We start from the raw sequence: 18,166 nt of genomic DNA on the forward strand, positions 1-18,166 counted from the left end.
GGGAAGAATGAGCCCCTTGTCACCAAGGCGGAGTGTGCGAGAAGACGGATGCCCCGGAGCCGCTCCGATGGACAGGGCAGTGGTGAACTGCGTCACACTGGCGGTGTGAGCGGCTTTCTTTTGCCTACTTTTCTTTGCCGCGGCAAAGAAAAGTAGGTGCCGCCCCGCACAGGGGCAACGCCCGCGGCCCGCCGCGAAAACAAGTCAAGGCCAAAGCGGCCATCAAAGGCGCCAATCCCGACTGCGCGATCAAATTTCTACGCGCGCCCCCAACTCAATAACCTGATTAGCAGGCAACTTAAAAAACGCCGCAATATTGCCAACGTTATGAAGCATCACAGCAAACAGCCTCCCGCGCCAGAACACCATACCCCGGCCTGGCGCGGCCACGACCATCGCCCGACTCAGGAACCAGGAAGTCTCCTTAGGCTCGAACACGAGCCCGGCCATCTTGGCATCGGCAAGCGTGAGCGGGAGGTTCACATCGTCCTTGAACCCATAGGCGACCATCACCTGATAACACCCCGGCTCCAGCAACACGACCTTTAGCCGCTCGTTCTCGGGCACATGCGGCACGCTCTGCGTCGTGACCGTGAGAAACACAACACGCTCATGGAGCACGCGGTTATACCGCAGATTATTAATCAGCGCATGAGGCACAGACTCGGTATCAGGCGTGAGAAAAATCGCAGTCCCACCAACCCGCACAGGCGAACTGGCAAGCAACGAAGCAAGATAAGGCTTAAGCGGCTTCTTGCCCGCACGAGCACGCGCCTCTGCCATCATCATTTGCCAGCCACGGCCCCACGTGGCCATGATCGTGAAAACGATTGCACCAATAGCCAGCGGGAACCACCCCCCTTCCACAATCTTCAGCAGATTAGCCGAGAAGAACAGCGCATCGATCACGAGAAAGAACGCGGTAGCCAGCACACAAAGCGCCCAGTTGTAATGCCACGCATAGCGCACGACGAAGAACGTGAGGCACGTAGTAATAAGCATCGTGCCAGTAACGGCAATGCCATAAGCAGACCCCAGCGCGGTAGACGACCCAAACCCAACCACAGCCGCGACCACAGCAATGAGCAGAATCCAGTTGATACCAGGCACATAAATCTGCCCAAACTCACGCTCGGACGTATGGACGATATTCATACGCGGCAGGAACGACAGTTGCATGGCCTGCATCGCCATCGAGTACGTGCCGGATATCACGGCCTGCGAGGCAATGACTGTAGCGAGCGTGGCAAGCACGATCATCGGAAAGATCGCCCATTGCGGAAAGAGCCGATAAAACGGGTTCTGCACAGCACCGGGGTTTGCCAGCAGCAACGCGCCCTGCCCGAGGTAATTGAGCGCGAGCGCCGGAAACACCACGCCAAACCAGGTGAGCCGGATCGGCCGCTTGCCGAAATGGCCCATATCGGCATAAAGCGCCTCGGCGCCCGTGAGCGAAAGCACAACCGCACCGAGCGCAACAAACGCAAGCCACCGGTGATGCAGACAAAACGCCAGCCCGCGCAGCGGATTGAGCGCCACCAGCACGACGGGCGCGGAAGCGATATTGGCGATACCGGCCACGCCGATCACGACGAACCAGAGCACCATCACCGGCCCGAACACCGTGCCGATGCCTCCGGTGCCGCGCTTTTGTGCGATGAAAAGCAAGATCAACGCGGCGAGCGTCACCGGAATCACGAAGGTCTTGAGCTCCGGCGCGGCCACCTCCAGCCCTTCCACAGCGCTCAGCACCGAGATCGCCGGCGTAATCACGCTGTCACCGAAGAACAGCGACGCGCCCATCACACCCACGACGAGCAGCGCATTGCGCAACCGGGGCCGGTGCGCAACCGACGAAGCGGCAAGCGCCAGCAGCGCCATGATCCCGCCCTCGCCATGATTGTTGGCCCGCAGGATCAACGCGACATACTTGAGCGAGACCACGACCATCAACGACCAGAAGATCAGCGAGACAATGCCTACAATATTGAAAGCATTGAGCGCCAGCCCGTTGCCCGGATCGAACACGGTGGAGAGCGTGTAAAGCGGGCTCGTGCCGATGTCGCCATAGACGATGCCGAGCGCGGCAAGCGCGAGGCCGGCCAGCGCCTCGCGATGCGGCTCGGCGCCGTGCGTGGGATCGGCCGCGGGCGTGGCGGATGAGGAGTCTCCCATGTCTGCCTCCTGGCTCGTTTCGGCTTTAAATGTCACGAATACGACATGTCATTTGCTTGCAATGTGCGTGCAAGCGGGGCGGCAATCTCAGGCGCTGCGAATTTGTTCTTGTTTTATAGGCTATCTTGCGCGACCGGGGATGAATAACGTCCACTGAACCAGCGCGCCTCTAGCGCACACCATCGCATCCCTCCTCGCCCTCGCCGCCTTTTTCGTCCGACACCTCGATGCCATAGCGCTTGAGCTTGGCATACAGCAACTGCCGATTCACGTTCAGCCGCCGCGCGGCGTCGGTGCGATTGTTGTTGCTGTGCACGAGCGCGCGGCGAATCAGCATTTCCTCGAGACGCGCGAGCGCGGAAGGCAGGTCCTCGTCGGGCCAGTCGAGCAGCGGGTCTACGCCCGAGCGCTCGCTCTGGAGAAACGCGAGATCGAGCGCGTGGATGTACTCGCCGCGCACCATCACGGCGACGCGCTCCATCGCGTTCTTCAGCTCGCGCACGTTGCCGGGCCAGCCATAGCGGATCAGGTGTGCCGCGGCGTCGGCCGAAAGCCGCTTGGGCGTGCCCGCGCGCGCGAGGAAATGCTCGGCGAGCGGCACGATGTCGGAGATGCGCGCCGAAAGCGGCGGCAGATGGATCGGCACGACGTGCAGCCGGTAATAGAGATCCTCGCGAAAGCTGCCCTCGCGCACGCCGCGCATCAGGTCGCGGTGCGTCGCGGCAATCACGCGCACCTGCACGGGCACGGGCCGCCCGCCCACCGGCGTCACCACGCGCTCTTGCAGCGCGCGCAGGATCTTGGCCTGCATCGCCATGCCCATGTCGCCGATCTCGTCGAGAAAGAGCGTGCCGTGCTCGGCCTGGCGGAACGCGCCTTCGCGCTCGGCGCTCGCGCCCGTGAACGCACCGCGCGTATGGCCGAACAGCTCGCTCTCGAGCAGGTCGGGCGGAATCGCCGCGCAGTTCACGGCCACGAACGGCCCGCGATTGCGCTGCCCGTGCTCGTGGATCGCGCGCGCGACCACTTCCTTGCCCGTGCCCGTTTCACCGGTAATGAGCACGGTGGCGTCGCTGTCCGCGACCACGCCGATGGTCTTTTGCACCGTGCGCATCGCCTCGCTGGAGCCGATCAGCGTTTCGGGCTCCACGCTCGCGGCGCCCGGCTGCGGCTCGACGATGCTCGCCAGCATGCGCTCGAGCACCTGCGCGAGGTCGTTGCGGCCGATCGGCTTGGTGAGATGGTCGAAGGCGCCCAGCCGCATCGCCTCGATCGTGTTCGATGCCGTCGCGTGCGCGGTCAGCACGGCCACGGTGGGCGCACCGGGACGCTCGCGCAGGCGGCGCAGCACTTCGAGCCCGTCGATGCCGGGCATGCGCAGGTCGAGGAACATCGCATTCACGCGCTCGCGCTCGACCAGTTCGAGCGCCATAGTCCCGTTCGCCGCGAGGCACACGCTGTGGCCGAGGTCGCGCACGACTTCGGCGAGCGCGTCGCGCATGGTCTCGTCGTCATCGACGATCAGGATGTGGGCCATGGCAGCACCATTTCAAAAGTCGTTCCGCGCTCGCTGTGGGTGAAGCGCGCCGCGCCGCCGTGCGCCTCCGCCACTTCGCGCACGATCGAGAGGCCGAGGCCCGTGCCGTCCGGCCGGCCGGTCACGAACGGCTCGAACAGGTGCTCGAGGATCGCGGCGGGCGGCCCCGCGCCCACGTCGTGCACGGCAAGCACGGCCCCTTCGGGTTCGTTGCGCGCGGCCACTTCGATGCGGCTGCCGGGCGGCGCCGCGTGGATCGCGTTGAGGATCAGGTTGTCGAGCGCACGCTGCATCTGGTCGGGATCGAAGCGGGCTTCGCGCAGGTCGCCCGTGCGCGTCATCGTAACCTGCTTCGCGGCCGCCTCGTCCGTGTACTGCGCGAGGCACGCGTCGAGGAACGGCGCGAGCGCCACGCGCTCGCGCTTGGGCTCGTCGTGCTCGGTGATGCTGAGCAGGCGCCGCACGAGTGCGTCGAGGCGCTCGATCTGCCCGAGGATCACGTGCAGCGCCTGGGGCTGGCGCTCGGGGCCCGCCGCCACGGCGCTCTCGGCCTTCAGGCGCATGGCCGCGATGGGATTGCGGATCTCGTGCGCGACGCCCGCCGCCACGCGGCCGATCGCGGCCATGCGCTCGGCCGTGGCCATCTGGCGCGCGAGCGTGTCGGCGCGCTGCCGCGCGGCCGCGAGCCGGCGCGCCGCCTCGTTCAGCGCCAGCACGATGCGGTCGAGCTCGCGCTCGCGCGTGGCGGGCAGCACCGGCAGCTCGGCCACGTCGTAGGCGTTGAGCGCGCTCTCGATCTGCGAGACGTGGCGCGACCAGGTGATGGTGAGATGCGTGAGCAGCGCCGCCGCCGCCAGCACCGTGACGAGCAGCACGCCGAGGCCCGCCATCAGCTGATGGTAGCTGCGGCCCGCGAAGGTGAGCGTCCAGCTCATGGTCCACGCGGTGAGGTGCGGGATCGGCCCCGGCAGCGGGCACGCCGCCAGCAGCAGCGTTTGCGTCTGGCCGCTGTAGCGCATGCTCGTCGTGCGGTCGTTCGCGAGCGCCGCCGCGTTGAGCGCGCGAATGCGCGGCAGCTCGCCGGCGGGCGGGTCGGTGCGCTGCACCGCGCCCACGTAAGTTGGATAGGCGTAGGCCAGCGAGCCCGTCGCGCCGCTCCAGACGCCCCCCTGCACGCCGGGCCGCGTGCGCAGCGCCTTGGCCAGCAGCACGCCCAGGCGCTCGCGCAATGCGGCGCCCTCGGGGCCGTCGAGCACGACGTCGCGAATCTTCGCGTCCGCGTGAGCCCTGCTGGGCGCGCCGCTGGACGCCCCGAAGGCTCCGCTGTTGGCCCCGAAATTGGCCCGATACGCCGCCGCGATGGCATCGCATGCGCGGCTATTCTCGGCCGCCGCCTGGCCTTGCTGCGCGGCCGCCGACTGATGGAACAGCCCCACCATCAGGATGCCCGTTGCCAGCGCCGCGCCAACGAGAAGAACGAGCAGCAGGATCAGCCGGCCGCGCAAGGATCGGAGCATGTCGGTCCAGTTTCCGGTTTTCAGTCGTGACGAGAGCAGGGGCATGATCCGATGCGAAAGCCGTGCCAGCGCGCGCCGCTTGCCATGCCATTGCGCTGTCGCGCGAACGCACAGCGATGGCGGCCGAAAGTGTCGCGAATCATGACACCGCGTGTTGGGATTCACGACAGCCTCACGCGCGCCGTGTCCTTCATGGGCCCGCCCAACCCAAGCCGCATCGTTCGACGCGCGGTGGCATGGCCCTTGCAGTAGCACTTCACAAATATTATCCCTCCCCAGCGTAGACCGGATGGCCCCGCGCGAGACCGGCCCAGCCACGGCAGCACGCGCAACACGCCAGGGGCCGAGGGAAGCTAACGGGTTCCCGAACGAGGCGTCATGAAAAGAAAACCCCTCAACTGGGCGGCACTCGCTGTCGCGCTGCTGCTGATCGCCGTTGCGGCGTGGTTCTTCCTGATCCGGCGCCCCGCCGCGCCCCCGCCCGCCGCGCCACGCGGCGTGCCCGTCTCGGCCGTTGCCGCGAAGCTCGCCAATGTGCCCGTCTATATCGACGCGCTCGGCACCGTCACGGCCATCCGCACGGTCACGCTCATCACCCAGGTCAACGGCATACTCGATTCGGTCGACTTCCGCGAAGGCCAGCACGTCACCAAAGGCCAGGTCATCGCGCACATCGACTCGCGCCAGCTGGAAGCGCAATTGCAGCAGGCCCAGGGCACGCTCGTGCACGATCAGGCCACGCTCGCCAATGACCGCCTGAACCTGCAGCGCTACCAGACGCTCATCAAGACCGGCTCGATCACGCAGCAAACGCTCGACACCCAGGTCGCCACCGTCAAGCAGGACGAAGGCACGGTCACGGCCGACACCGGCAACGTGAAGAGCCTCCAGGTACAGGTCGATTACTGCACGATCACCTCGCCCGTGGATGGCGTGATCGGCCTGCGCCTCGTGGACCCGGGCAACTACGTGACGACGACGAGCACCACCGGCATGGCCGTCATCACGCAACTGGACCCCGCCACCGTGATCTTCGCGGTGCCGGAGGATTATCTCGGCCAGATTCACGAAGCGATGGCGCGCGGCCCCGTGAAGGTGCTGGCCTACGACCGCGACAAGCGCAAGCTGCTGGCCACCGGCGCGCTGTACGCGCTCGACAACCAGGTGGACACCACCACGGGCACGGTGAAAGTACGCGCCCAGTTCGATCACGCGGGCGACACGCTGTTTCCGAACCAGTTCGTGAACGCGCGCATGCAGGCCGACACGCTCGACCAGGTGCCGGTGATCCCGACCGTCGCGATCCAGCACGGCACCAACGGCGACTTCATCTTCGTGGTGGGCGCAGGCAACAAGGCCGTGCTGCGCAACGTGAAGGTGGGCCCGGTGAGCGGCGACGACACGGCCATTCTCGACGCCGGCGTGAAGCCCGGCGAGCGCGTGGTCACCGACGGCGCCGACAAGCTCGACAACGGCTCGCTCGTGCGCGTGGTGGCGTCGGCAACGGCGGCTTCAGCCGGCTCCGCCGCTCCGTCCGCCTCGTCCGCTTCCTCTGGCTCGTCTCATTCGTACTAACAGGCCGCGCTCATGAACATCTCGCGCCCGTTCATCGAGCGGCCCATCGCCACCTCGCTCCTGATGGTGGCGGTGCTGCTCGCCGGCCTGCTCGGCTACCACCTGCTGCCCGTCTCCGCGCTGCCCGAAGTCGACTACCCGACGATCCAGGTCTACACACAGTACCCGGGCGCCGCGCCCGACGTGGTGAGCTCGTCCATCACGGCGCCGCTCGAAGTCCAACTCGGCGAAATGGCGGGCCTGAAGTCGATGAACTCGACCAGCTCCAACGGCGTTTCCGTCATCACGCTCGAGTTCGATCTCTCGCTTTCGCTCGACGTCGCGGAGCAGGAGGTGCAGGCCGCGATCAACGCATCGGCGAGCTACCTACCCGCGAACCTGCCCTACCCGCCCGTCTACAGCAAGGTCAATCCGGCCGACGCGCCGGTGCTCACGCTCTCGCTCACGTCCGCCACGCTGCCGCTCACGAAGATCGAGGACCTCGCCGACACGCGTCTCGCGCAGAAGATCTCGCAGATCTCGGGCGTGGGGCTCGTGACGATCAGCGGCGGCCAGCGCCCCGCCGTGCGCGTGGAGACGAACACGGGCGCGCTCAATGCGCTGGGAATGTCGCTCGACGACGTGCGCACCGCCCTCGCCGAGGCCAACGTGAACCAGGCGAAGGGCAACCTCGACGGGCATTTTCAGTCGTATTCGATCGGCGCGAACGATCAGTTGCAAACGGCCGATGCCTACACGGACCTCGTGATCGCGTACAAGAACGGCGCGCCCATCCGCCTCTCGCAGGTCGCGCAGCCCGTGAACGGCGCCGAAGACGTGCGCCAGGCCGCGTGGACCAACGACAAGCCCTCGATCGTGCTCAACATCCAGCGCCAGCCGGGCGCGAACGTGATCGACGTGGTGGACCGCGTGCAGAAGGTGCTGCCGCAGTTGCGCGCGAGCCTGCCGGGCACACTCAAGGTGGACGTGCTGACCGACCGCACGCAGACGATCCGCGCCTCCGTGAAGGACGTCGAGTCCGAACTGGGCATGGCCGTCGCGCTCGTGGTGATGGTGATCTTCATCTTCCTGCGCAAGCTATCGGCCACGATCATTCCGGCCGTGACGGTGCCGCTCTCGCTGATCGGCACGCTCGCCGTGGCCTATGGGCTTGGCTTCTCGCTGAACAATCTCACGCTCATGTCGCTCACGGTGGCAACGGGCTTCGTGGTGGACGACGCCATCGTGATGATCGAGAACATCACGCGCCACCTGGAGATGGGCGAGACGCCGCTCGAAGCGGCGCTCAAGGGCGCGAAGCAGATCGGCTTCACGATCGTTTCGCTCTCCGTATCGCTGATTGCCGTGATGATCCCGCTGCTCTTCATGGGCGACGTGGTCGGGCGGCTCTTTCGCGAGTTCGCGCTCACGCTCGCGATTGCGATCGTGATCTCGGCAATCGTCTCGCTCACGCTCACGCCGATGATGTGCTCGCGCATGTTCAAGCCGCACGACGCCGAACATGCCAACGCGCACCACGCCGACTTCTTCGACAAGATCAATGCGCGCTACGTGCGGGCGCTCGGCTGGGTGCTCGAGCACCGCGTGCTCACACTGATCTCGGTGGCCGTGACGGCGGGGCTCACCTTCGCAATTCTCTTTTTCATGCCCAAGGGCTTCTTTCCCGAGCAGGACACGGGCCTGATCGAAGGCATCTCGCAGGCCGCGCCCGGCATTTCGTTTCCCTACATGGTGAAGAAGCAGGAGCAGCTCGTCGCGCAAATCCTGAAAGACCCCGCGGTGGCGAGCCTCTCGTCGTTCGTCGGCATCAACCAGACGAGCCCGACGCTCAACCAGGGCACCATCCTCATCAATTTGAAGGACAAGGGCGAGCGCGACAGCAGCGCCGCCGTGATCCGCCGCCTTGCCGACTCCACCGCGAGCGACGCGGGCATGCGGCTCTTCCTGCACCCTGTGCAGGACCTCACGCTCGACGACACCATCTCCACCACGAGCTACCGCGTGGGCCTGCAGGCGACCGACCCCGTGGTGCTGGGAGAATGGACCGGCAAGCTGATTGCCGCGCTGCGCGCGGACCCCGCGTTCGCCGACGTGCAGAGCCAGTCCATGCAGGAAGGTAACCAGATCCAGCTGACCTTCGACCGCGACACGGCCTCGCGCCTCGGCATCACGCCCCAGGCGATCGACGACGTGCTCTATGACGCGTTCGGCCAGCGCCAGGTCTCGACCATCTACACGCAGCTGAACCAGTACCACGTCGTGCTCGCGGCCGACCACGCATCTAGCGCCGTGGCGCATCTGCTAGACGGCCTCTATGTGGACACGTCCTCGGGCGGCGTGGCGCCGCTCGCCTCCATGGCGAGCATGAAGGTCGTGCCCGTGCCGGTGACGATCAACCGCCAGGGGCAGTTCCCCTACGCCGATGTTTCGTTCAACCTGGCGCCGGGCTACACGCTCGGCACCGCGCTCTCGCATCTTACTGACGCGGAGCGGCGCATCGGCCTGCCGACCACCGTGCAGGCGTCGCTCGAAGGCTCGGCGGCCACCTTCCAGGCCTCGCTCGCGAACGAGGCCTTCCTCGTGGCGGCTGCCATCGTCGTGGTCTACCTGATGCTCGGCATCCTCTACGAGAGCTTCATCCACCCGGTGACGATCCTCTCGACGCTGCCCTCCGCCGCGCTCGGCGCGCTCGCGGCGCTCGTGCTCACCGGCACGCAGTTCGACATCATCGGGCTGATCGGCATCGTGCTGCTGATCGGCATCGTCATGAAGAACGCGATCATGATGATCGACTTCGCGCTCGAGCTCGAACGCAATGAACGGCTCGCGCCCGTGGAAGCGATCCGCCGCGCCGCCAGGCTGCGCTTCCGGCCCATTTTGATGACCACCATGGCGTCGCTGTTCGGCGCCCTGCCGCTCGCGTTCGGCACCGGCATGGGCGCGGAGCTGCGCCATCCACTCGGCATCGCGATCATCGGCGGGTTGATCGTGAGCCAGCTCCTCACGCTGTTCTCCACGCCCGTGATGTACCTCGCGCTGCACCGCGTCGAGGACTTCTTCAGCAAGCCGGCGCAGGGCGCGGCCGACGCGGCCACGGAGTAAGCCGCGATGAACCTCTCCGAACCGTTCATCCGCCGCCCCATCGCGACCACGCTGATCGCCGTGGGCATTGCCCTCTTCGGCATGCTCGCGTTCAAGCTGCTGCCGGTGGCGCCGCTGCCCGAGATCGACTTTCCGACCATCAACGTGTTCGCGCAGCTGCCCGGCGCCGATCCGACCACAGTGGCCACTTCGGTGGCCACGCCGCTCGAGCGCCAGTTCGGCCAGATCGCCGGCATCACGGAGATGACCTCGGTCAGCTCGCTGGGCGGCACGCGCATCACGATGCAGTTCGACCTGAACCGCAACATCGACGGCGCGGCGCGCGACGTGCAGGCCGCCATCAACGCGGCGCGCACCAACCTGCCCGCCAACCTCGACGGCAACCCCACGTACCGCAAGGCGAACCCCGCCGACGCGCCCATTCTCGTCATCAGCCTGACCTCCGATACGGCCACGCGCGGCCAGCTCTACGACGCCGCCTCGACGGTGCTGCAGCAAAAGCTGCTGCAAACGCCGGGCGTGGGCGACGTGAACGTGGGCGGCGGCGCGCTGCCCGCGGTGCGCATCGAGCTGAATCCCGACCGCGTGAGCCACTACGGCGTGAGCCTCGAGCAGATCCGCTCGGCCATTGCAAACTCCAACACCGACCTGCCGAAGGGCTCGGCCTCGCTCGCCGGGGTGAACTACACCATTGGCGCGAACGACATGCTCTACGACCCGGCCGACTACGCGCCCATCATCGTCAAGCGCGTGGGCAACGACGTCGTGCACATCTCGGACCTGGGCTACGTGCGCCAGGAAGTGGAGAACCTCGAGAACTTCGGCCTCTCCGACGGCAAACCCGCCGTGCTGCTGATCGTCTACAAGGAGCCGGGCGCGAACGTCATCAACACCGTCGACAACGTGAAGGCCGAGCTGCCCTTCCTCGAAGCGTCGATCCTGCCGACCATCAAGCTCAACATCCTGATGGACCGCACGACCACGATCCGCGCCTCGCTCATCGAAGTGGAAATCACGCTGCTGATCTCGATCCTGCTCGTGACCGCGGTCGTGTTCGTGTTCTTTCGCAGCTGGCGCACGACGCTCGTGCCCGCCATCGTCGTGCCGCTCTCGCTGCTCGGCACGTTCGGCATCATGTACTTCCTCGGCTACAGCCTGAACAACCTCTCGCTGATGGCGCTCACGATCTCCACGGGCTTCGTGGTGGACGACGCCATCGTGGTGGTCGAGAACATCATGCGGCACCTCGAGCGCGGCGAGCGGCCCGTGCTCGCCGCGCTCAACGGCGCGCGCGAAGTGGGCTTCACGGTGCTCTCGATCAGCGTCTCGCTGGTGGCCGTGTTCATTCCGCTGCTGCTGATGGGCGGCATCGTCGGACGGCTGTTTCGCGAGTTCTCGGTTTCGCTCTCGGCAGCGATCCTGATGTCGATGCTGATCTCGCTCACCGTCACGCCCATGCTGGCCAGCGTGGCGCTGCGCGGCGAGCACGCAGGCCACCGCGAAACGGACTATCCCGACTCGCGCTTTCACCGCTTCTATGCGCGCACGCTCGGCTGGGTGATCCGCCATCCGCTCTTGATGGGCATCGTCACGATCCTCATTCTCGCGCTCAACGTGATGCTCTATGTGGTCGTGCCCAAGGGCTTCTTTCCGCAGGAAGACACGGGGCGCCTGATTGGCTCGATCCAGGCTTCGCAGAGCATCTCGTACCGGCTGATGCAGCAGAAGTTCCAGGCCATCTCGAAGCAGGTGCTGGCCAATCCCAATGTCGAGACCGTGGGCGGCTTCATCGGCGGCACGAACGCGATCAACACGGCGATCATGTTCGTGACGCTCAAGCCGCTCGGCGTGCGCCATGCGAGCGCCGACGAAGTCATCGCGCAGATCCGCCACACGCTCGGCAATATTCCGGGCGCGCGGCTCTACCTGCAATCGTCCCAGGACATCACGGTGGGCGGGCGGCAGAGCGCGGCGCAGTACCAGTACACGCTCACCGCCGACGACCAGAGCGACCTCGACAACTGGGTGCCGCAGGTGGTCGCCCTGATGCACAAGATCCCCATACTCGAAGACTTGAACACGGATCAGCAGGACAACAGCATGCAGGCGACGGTGGACGTGAACCGCGACGCTGCCGCGCGCATGGGCGTGAATTACACCTCGATCGACAACGCGCTCTACGACGCGTTCGGCCAGCGCCAGGTCTCCACGATCTACAAGTCGGCGAACCAGTACCACGTGGTGATGGAGCTCGCGCCCGAGTACTGGACCAACCCGGCCGCGCTCAAGGGCATCTACGTGAGCGCGGGCGCGCCGAACCCGGGCCAGGGCGGCTCGAGCGGCAGCGGCAGCCCGACTGCCCCGAGCGTCGCCATCTCCGCGAGCGAGGCCGCCGCCACTGCCGCCGCGGCATCGGCGGCGGCCGTTGCGGGCCCCGGCAGCACCACCAACACGCCCGCCACGGCGGTGCTCGCCAACGGCGAGGCACTCGTGCCGCTCACGGCCATGGCGCGCTTCTCGATTGACCGCACCGCCATCTCGATCAACCACCAGGGCACCTTCCCGGCCGTCACGGCCTCGTTCAACCTGGCGCCAGGCGCCTCGATCGGCGACGCCACGCGCGAAGTGGACGACGCCGTCGCGCAACTGCGCATGCCCGCCAGCATCACGGGCAGCTTCGCGGGCACGGCGCAAGTATTCCAGCAGGCGGTCGCGAGCGAACCGCTGCTGATCCTGGCGGCGCTGCTCTCCGTGTACATCGTGCTCGGCATCCTCTACGAGAACCTGATGCACCCGCTCACGATCCTCTCGACGTTGCCCTCGGCCGGCGTGGGCGCGCTGATCGCGCTGCTCGTCACGCATACACAGCTCTCGATCATCGCGCTGGTGGGCGTGATCCTGCTGATCGGCATCGTGAAGAAGAACGCGATCATGATGATCGACTTCGCGATCACCGAAGAGCGCGAGCACAAGCGGCCCGCGAGCGAGGCCATCACGCGCGCCTGCCTGATCCGCTTCCGGCCGATCATGATGACGACGAGCGCCGCGATACTCGGCGCGCTGCCGCTCGTGTTCGGCTCGGGCTACGGATCGGAATTCCGCAAGCCGCTCGGCATCTCGATCATTGGCGGCCTGATCTTCAGCCAGATGCTCACGCTCTATACGACGCCCGTCATTTATCTGTGGCTCGACCGGGCCTATCAACGCTTGCGTCCTCGCAAGAAGGCAGCATGACCATGACACCTGCGTTCCTCATTGCGCGGCCTTCTCACATCAGGCTCTTGCGGCCGCGAACCCTGCTGCGCCGCTGCGCGGCCACACTCGCATTGGTATGGCTCGCGGGCTGCGCGGTCGGCCCCGACTACCACAAGCCCCCGGTGGACGTGCCGGCCACGTTCAAGGAAGGGGTGGACTGGCAGCGCGCGCGGGCCAACCCGCAGGCGTCGCTCTCCAGCGACTGGTGGACGCTCTACGACGACCCCACGCTCACGCAGCTCGTCGAGCAGTCGCTGAAGGCGAACCAGTCGATCATCGCAGCCGAGGCGGCCTACCGGCTGGCGCAGGCGACGGTGGACGCGAGCGTGGCGAGCCTCTTTCCGGTGGTCACGGCGGGGATGTCGGCCACGCGCAGCGGCACGGGGCCGGGCGCCGCGACGGGCGGCGTGAGCTCGACGACGGGGACCGTGCCGGGCGTGCACAACAGCGTGAGCGTGAACGTGGCAGCGAGCTGGGAGCCTGATCTGTGGGGGCAAATCCGCCGCGAGATTGAATCGAGCAAGGAAAGCGCGCAGGCCACCGACGCGCAACTTGCGGGCGAGCGCCTGTCGATCGCGACGAGCGTGGCCGACGACTACATCGCGCTGCGCCAGGCCGACATCGACATTGCCTCGCTCAAGCAACAGCAGGCGATTGACGCGCGCCTGCTCGACATCACGCGCGCGGCCTATGCACAGGGCACGGCCTCGAACGACGACGTGCTAGCCGCACAGGACACATTGGAGCTGGTGGTGGCGACATTGCAGAGCACCGAGACGGCGCGCGAGCAGGACGAGCACGCGATAGCCGTGCTGATCGGCGAGCCGCCCGCGAGCTTCACGCTTGCGCCGCGCGAGGACTACGCATTCAACACGCCGGCGGTACCGCTGACGTTGCCATCGCAACTGCTCGAACGCAGGCCGGACGTGGTGCAGGCCGAGCGCACGGCGGCGGCGGCGAACGCGAAGATAGGCGTGGCCGAGGCGGCATTTTTCCCGGTACTGGACTTGGGTGTGCAGGGCGGCTTCGAGCACAACACGTTCGCGCAATTATTCTCGCTACCGAGCCGCGTCTGGACGCTGGGCCCGGAACTGGCGGCGACGCTGTTCGACGCGGGCGCGCGCACGGCGGCGGTGCACGAGGCACGCGCGACCTACGACGAGGCGGTGGCCAATTACCGGCAAGCGGTACTGAGCGCATTCCAGAACGTTGAAGACAGCCTGTCCTCCTGGAACCACCTGACACAACAGGAGGCTGCCTACGCGCACATATACGAGCGCAATCAGGCCTTGTTTGCGAGCACGCAGGCGCAATTGAGCGCGGGCACGGCGAGCGAGCAGAACTTGCTGACGCAGCAGCTTACGCTGCTGCAGGCAGCGCAGAGCTTGAAGGATACGCAATCGTTGCAAATGCAGAGCAGCGTAGCGTTGATCAAGAACCTGGGTGGGGGGTGGGAATGGGATGAGAAACGCGGGGCGGCGGTGTTGGGGGACAGCGCGGCTGGCAGCGCCGATAACGACGGCGAAAAAACAGTGCGGTAATCGCTAGCGGTGTCCCCGGCACTGTCGTCGCGCGCTATGCGGTGCTACGCGTCAAGGGCGCCGCTCATGCTCACGCGTGTGCTTTCATTGTGATGCGTGACGAACTTTTCGAGCAGCGCGAGGAACGCGCGGCTCTCCTCTTTGGTGAACGGCGCCAGCAACCTCTCCTTTTCCTTCTCGGCGAGCTTCGCGGCCTGGCGCAGCGTCTTCCTCCCTTCTGCCGTAATGAGAATTTCGACCTTGCGCGCATCCAGCGGACTCGGCGACTTCATCGCGAGGCCGCGCTCCGTCAGCAGCTTGATGACGAGGGCCGTCGTCGATCGATCGAGCCCGATCAGCCTCGCAACGCCGATCTGACTCACCGGCCCCGCCAGATTGAGGATGTACAACACGCCGTACTGGCTCGGCGTGAGATCGACAGGCGCGCAGGCCTCGATGAACATATCGATGGCGATCTGATGCGCCCGGCGAATCAGGAAGCCGGGACGCCGATAAAGCTCGTCCAGGACAGGTTCGGGAGCGGGTTGAGGTGCGGCTTTCTTGGTCATGGCGAATCGGAACGGGATGCACGTGTCAACGCCGATTTTACCGCAGCAAGCGACGCACGCCTGCCCTCGCCTCACCGTTGACATGACATTTCATCAACTCTAATATTAGGCAGACGTCTGCTTATTCACCTGCAACACCCCTTATTCAGCAGATGTATGTCAATTTATATTGATGCCGCTTGCCGGTGTCGACCATTGATCGCACAAGTGTGCCTGGAGGAGAAATGTCGAAGGAATGTGACGTACTAGTAATTGGCGCAGGCATCGGCGGACTGACGCTGGCGCTCGCCCTGCACGATGCGGGAATCAGTTGCCGCGTGTATGAGGCCGTGCCGGAGCTTCGCCCGCTCGGCGTCGGCATCAACGTCTTGCCACATGCAACGCGCGTGCTCGGCCGTCTCGGGCTTAACGAGCGTCTGGGCGAGGCCAGCATCGCGACGAAGGAGGCCGCGTTCTTCAATCGTCATGGTCAGCTCATCTATCGGGAACCGGCCGGTATCCCGGCGGGTTATGCAACGCCACAGTTTTCGATTCATCGCGGCGATCTTCAATCGGTCTTGCTGGACGCGGTACGCGAGCGCCTGGGGGCGCACGCCGTGGTGCTCGACCACAAATGCACCGGTGCATCAAGCTCGGACGATGAAGCGACAGTCCATTTCGTCGATTCGAAAGAAAACACCTATACCGCGAAAGCCTCGGTCGCCGTCGCGTGCGACGGCCTGCACTCGGCGCTGCGCAAGCAGTTCTATCCCAACGAAGGCATGCCGCGCTATTCCGGCGTGAACATGTGGCGTGGCGCGGTTCACTGGAAGCCCTTTCTCAGCGGCGCGACGATGGTTCGTGCAGGCGCGCTCGTTCCGGGTGTCGGCAAGATGGTGATCTATCCGATCAGGGACAACGTCGATGCGCAAGGACGTCAACTCGTGAACTGGGTGGCGGAGATCAACGCGCCGCAACCCGCGCGCCGCGACTGGAACGGCGCGGGCCGTCTGGAGGACTTCTTTCCGGCGTTCGCCGACTGGCATTTCGACTGGCTCGACGTGGCCGGCATGATCGAAGCCACGAGCGGGATTCTTCAGTTCCCGATGGTCGATCAGGACCCGCTGCCGCGCTGGACCTTCGGCCGCCTCACCCTGCTCGGCGATGCAGCCCATCCGATGGTGCCGCGCGGCTCCAACGGCGCAGGCCAGGCGATCGTCGACGCAGACGTTCTTTCGAGGCGCTTCGCCGAACTCGGTGTCGGCCCGCAGGCGCTGCTGGCCTACGACAAGGAACGCGTGAAGGCGACGGGCGACGTCGTGCTGACCAACCGCAACGCGCCGCCCGACAAGATCCTCCAGGTCGTGCATGAGAGAACGAACGGCCAGCCGTTCTCGTCGCTTGCCGGCATCATCGACGATGCAGAGCTTCAAAGCATCACCGCGAGCTACAAGCAGGTCGCGGGTTACACGGTAGCGGGTCTGGAAGCGGCTGAACGCATGTGAGGAAAGCAGGCGTGCGCCCCTCGTTGCGAAACGAGGGACGCGAGACTGACTGGGGGACACCTAGAACATGTGCCGCACGCCGAGCGCGGCACCCACTGCCGCGCCCGCGCCTTCGTTCAGCGCGCCGTTGACGGACAGGCCCGTGGTCATCGCGCCGTGATTGTTGACGACGCCCACCTGTCCATACAGCGTGGTGGCTTTCGACAGAAAGTAGTTGACGCCCATCGCGCCAAGCAGCGAATGATTGGCCGTATCGTTGCGGTCGCTGGTCACCCAGATGCCCGCGTTCACGTCGAGCGCGGGTGTGATCAGATAGTCGGCGCCGCCTCCCCAGACGCTATTGCTCCCCGCGCCAGCGACTTTGTAGCTCGCATACGATGCCTTGACAGTCAGGCTGCCGAAGCGGTAACCGGCTCCGATCATGCGCCCCACGAACTCGATCGTCGTGGGAATTGGCGTTGCCGCCGCGGTGCCCCCTGCGTTGCCGTTGTACATCGACGCCGCCAGCAGCAGACTGCCGTTGTCGTACTTCACGCTAACGGAATACTGCTGGCCCGCCCGGAAGTTGCCGGCCGATCCGCCCAGCGCATACATCGCGCTCGCCTCGACTCCGGCTATGACGGGACTCGTGTACGAGATGGCATTGGCGTTGGTGAGGCCGGTGCCGACCACACTGTTGACGTATTGAACGACACCGCTGCCGAACGCCGTGAGGCCGCGCGGATCGAGCTCATAGAGCGTCAGGAAGAAAGGCGAAAACTGCAGGCCCATCTTCAGGCTGCCGAGATCGCTGCGCAATTGCATCCACGCCTGCCGACCGAAGAGGTTGCCGTTGGAGTCGTTAAACGATCCGTTCGTCATATTGATGCCGCTTTCCAGATCGAACGCCATCTTCAATCCGCCGCCGAGATCCTCCACGCCCCTGAAGCCAAACTGCGATGGCGAAAGGCCGCTATCGATCAACGCCCAGCTCTTGCCCGCGCTTTGCCCGGAGGCATTGAGCGATTTGCTTGCATAGAACAGACCGCTGTCCGCCACGCCATAAAGCGTGACACTGCTTTGCGCGCTCGCATGCGCGCTCAAGGCGAAAAACCCCATGGCGATCGCAGAGCGTACCGCCGCCGATTTCTTCAACATTGACCGTCTCCTCCTGTCTTTATGTTACGAGACTTTCCTGATTTTTTATTTCGTATATCTAATTTATATTCGCAGCGCCATTGAACAGACCGGAAAATATGCGCTCTCGACCGATAACATCGAGAAGCAATTCGATTCTAGAGTCGGCTGCTGGCTCGAACCAATCGCCGCGCTCTAAGGTTCGATACAAATGCGGTCTATAGCAGTGATGCGCGCATCAATGAAAACGCCCCGGAGATTACGCATGAGCGGCATCTCCGGGACGTCATGGAAACAATCGGATCGTTGGCGCGTT

The 18,166-nt window shown here is 65.3% G+C and carries 10 protein-coding genes; 5 read left to right on the forward strand and 5 right to left on the reverse strand.

The features are described 5' to 3' along the window. Positions 1-249: 249 nt before the first annotated feature. The 3 genes from BO1_RS33360 to BO1_RS33370 all read right to left on the reverse strand — a co-directional run bounded on the left by BO1_RS33360 (position 250) and on the right by BO1_RS33370 (position 5,229). Positions 250-2,175, reverse strand: coding sequence for a potassium transporter Kup (locus BO1_RS33360; protein ID WP_028221272.1), 1,926 nt, complete (start codon positions 2,173-2,175; stop codon positions 250-252). A 169-nt stretch (positions 2,176-2,344) separates the two neighbouring features. After that, positions 2,345-3,712: a sigma-54-dependent transcriptional regulator gene (locus tag BO1_RS33365; RefSeq protein WP_028221273.1), complete on the reverse strand. Its 1,368-nt coding sequence runs from the start codon at positions 3,710-3,712 to the stop codon at positions 2,345-2,347. Continuing rightward, positions 3,697-5,229 (reverse strand): sensor histidine kinase, encoded by a 1,533-nt coding sequence (locus tag BO1_RS33370; protein WP_028221274.1) that lies wholly within the window; start codon positions 5,227-5,229, stop codon positions 3,697-3,699. Before BO1_RS33370 ends, BO1_RS33365 begins: the two co-directional genes overlap by 16 nt. A gap of 378 nt (positions 5,230-5,607) precedes the next feature. On the opposite strand from BO1_RS33370, the gene BO1_RS53795 reads away from it, so the two are divergent. From BO1_RS53795 to BO1_RS53800, 4 genes are read left to right on the forward strand one after another with little or no spacing between them, the layout of a single operon-like run. Continuing rightward, a complete protein-coding gene (locus tag BO1_RS53795; RefSeq protein ID WP_084688386.1) occupies positions 5,608-6,804 on the forward strand; it encodes an efflux RND transporter periplasmic adaptor subunit in 1,197 nt (398 codons plus the stop codon). A 12-nt stretch (positions 6,805-6,816) separates the two neighbouring features. Then, complete coding sequence (locus tag BO1_RS33380) at positions 6,817-9,906, forward strand: efflux RND transporter permease subunit (protein WP_028221275.1); 3,090 nt, start codon at positions 6,817-6,819, stop codon at positions 9,904-9,906. Positions 9,907-9,912: 6 nt separating this feature from the next. After that, positions 9,913-13,140: an efflux RND transporter permease subunit gene (locus BO1_RS33385; protein WP_028221276.1), complete on the forward strand. Its 3,228-nt coding sequence runs from the start codon at positions 9,913-9,915 to the stop codon at positions 13,138-13,140. Further along, on the forward strand, positions 13,137-14,702 hold the full coding sequence (locus BO1_RS53800) for an efflux transporter outer membrane subunit (protein WP_084688388.1): 1,566 nt from the start codon (positions 13,137-13,139) through the stop codon (positions 14,700-14,702). The genes BO1_RS33385 and BO1_RS53800 overlap by 4 nt, the downstream gene beginning before the upstream one ends. 44 nt (positions 14,703-14,746) lie before the next feature. Here the strand turns inward: BO1_RS53800 and BO1_RS53805 are convergent, their stop codons facing one another. After that, positions 14,747-15,250 (reverse strand): MarR family winged helix-turn-helix transcriptional regulator, encoded by a 504-nt coding sequence (locus tag BO1_RS53805; protein WP_043287626.1) that lies wholly within the window; start codon positions 15,248-15,250, stop codon positions 14,747-14,749. 224 nt (positions 15,251-15,474) lie between these two features. Between BO1_RS53805 and BO1_RS33400 the strand changes: the two genes are divergently transcribed. Further along, on the forward strand, positions 15,475-16,734 hold the full coding sequence (locus BO1_RS33400) for a flavin-dependent oxidoreductase (RefSeq protein WP_028221277.1): 1,260 nt from the start codon (positions 15,475-15,477) through the stop codon (positions 16,732-16,734). Positions 16,735-16,794: 60 nt separating this feature from the next. Here BO1_RS33400 and BO1_RS33405 read toward each other — a convergent pair whose 3' ends face one another. Next, on the reverse strand, positions 16,795-17,871 hold the full coding sequence (locus BO1_RS33405) for a porin (protein ID WP_028221278.1): 1,077 nt from the start codon (positions 17,869-17,871) through the stop codon (positions 16,795-16,797). Positions 17,872-18,166: the final 295 nt, after the last annotated feature.

Source organism: Paraburkholderia oxyphila NBRC 105797 (assembly GCF_000685075.1).
Taxonomy (GTDB): Bacteria; Pseudomonadota; Gammaproteobacteria; order Burkholderiales; family Burkholderiaceae; genus Paraburkholderia; species Paraburkholderia oxyphila.

Bases quoted from the DNA above. Each gene is read 5' to 3' on its own strand.
- BO1_RS33360 (WP_028221272.1), bottom strand. From the start codon at position 2,175: ATGGGAGACTCCTCATCCGCCACGCCCGCGGCCGATCCCACGCACGGC.
- BO1_RS33365 (WP_028221273.1), bottom strand. From the start codon at position 3,712: ATGGCCCACATCCTGATCGTCGATGACGACGAGACCATGCGCGACGCG.
- BO1_RS33370 (WP_028221274.1), bottom strand. From the start codon at position 5,229: ATGCTCCGATCCTTGCGCGGCCGGCTGATCCTGCTGCTCGTTCTTCTC.
- BO1_RS53795 (WP_084688386.1), top strand. From the start codon at position 5,608: ATGAAAAGAAAACCCCTCAACTGGGCGGCACTCGCTGTCGCGCTGCTG.
- BO1_RS33380 (WP_028221275.1), top strand. From the start codon at position 6,817: ATGAACATCTCGCGCCCGTTCATCGAGCGGCCCATCGCCACCTCGCTC.
- BO1_RS33385 (WP_028221276.1), top strand. From the start codon at position 9,913: ATGAACCTCTCCGAACCGTTCATCCGCCGCCCCATCGCGACCACGCTG.
- BO1_RS53800 (WP_084688388.1), top strand. From the start codon at position 13,137: ATGACCATGACACCTGCGTTCCTCATTGCGCGGCCTTCTCACATCAGG.
- BO1_RS53805 (WP_043287626.1), bottom strand. From the start codon at position 15,250: ATGACCAAGAAAGCCGCACCTCAACCCGCTCCCGAACCTGTCCTGGAC.
- BO1_RS33400 (WP_028221277.1), top strand. From the start codon at position 15,475: ATGTCGAAGGAATGTGACGTACTAGTAATTGGCGCAGGCATCGGCGGA.
- BO1_RS33405 (WP_028221278.1), bottom strand. From the start codon at position 17,871: ATGTTGAAGAAATCGGCGGCGGTACGCTCTGCGATCGCCATGGGGTTT.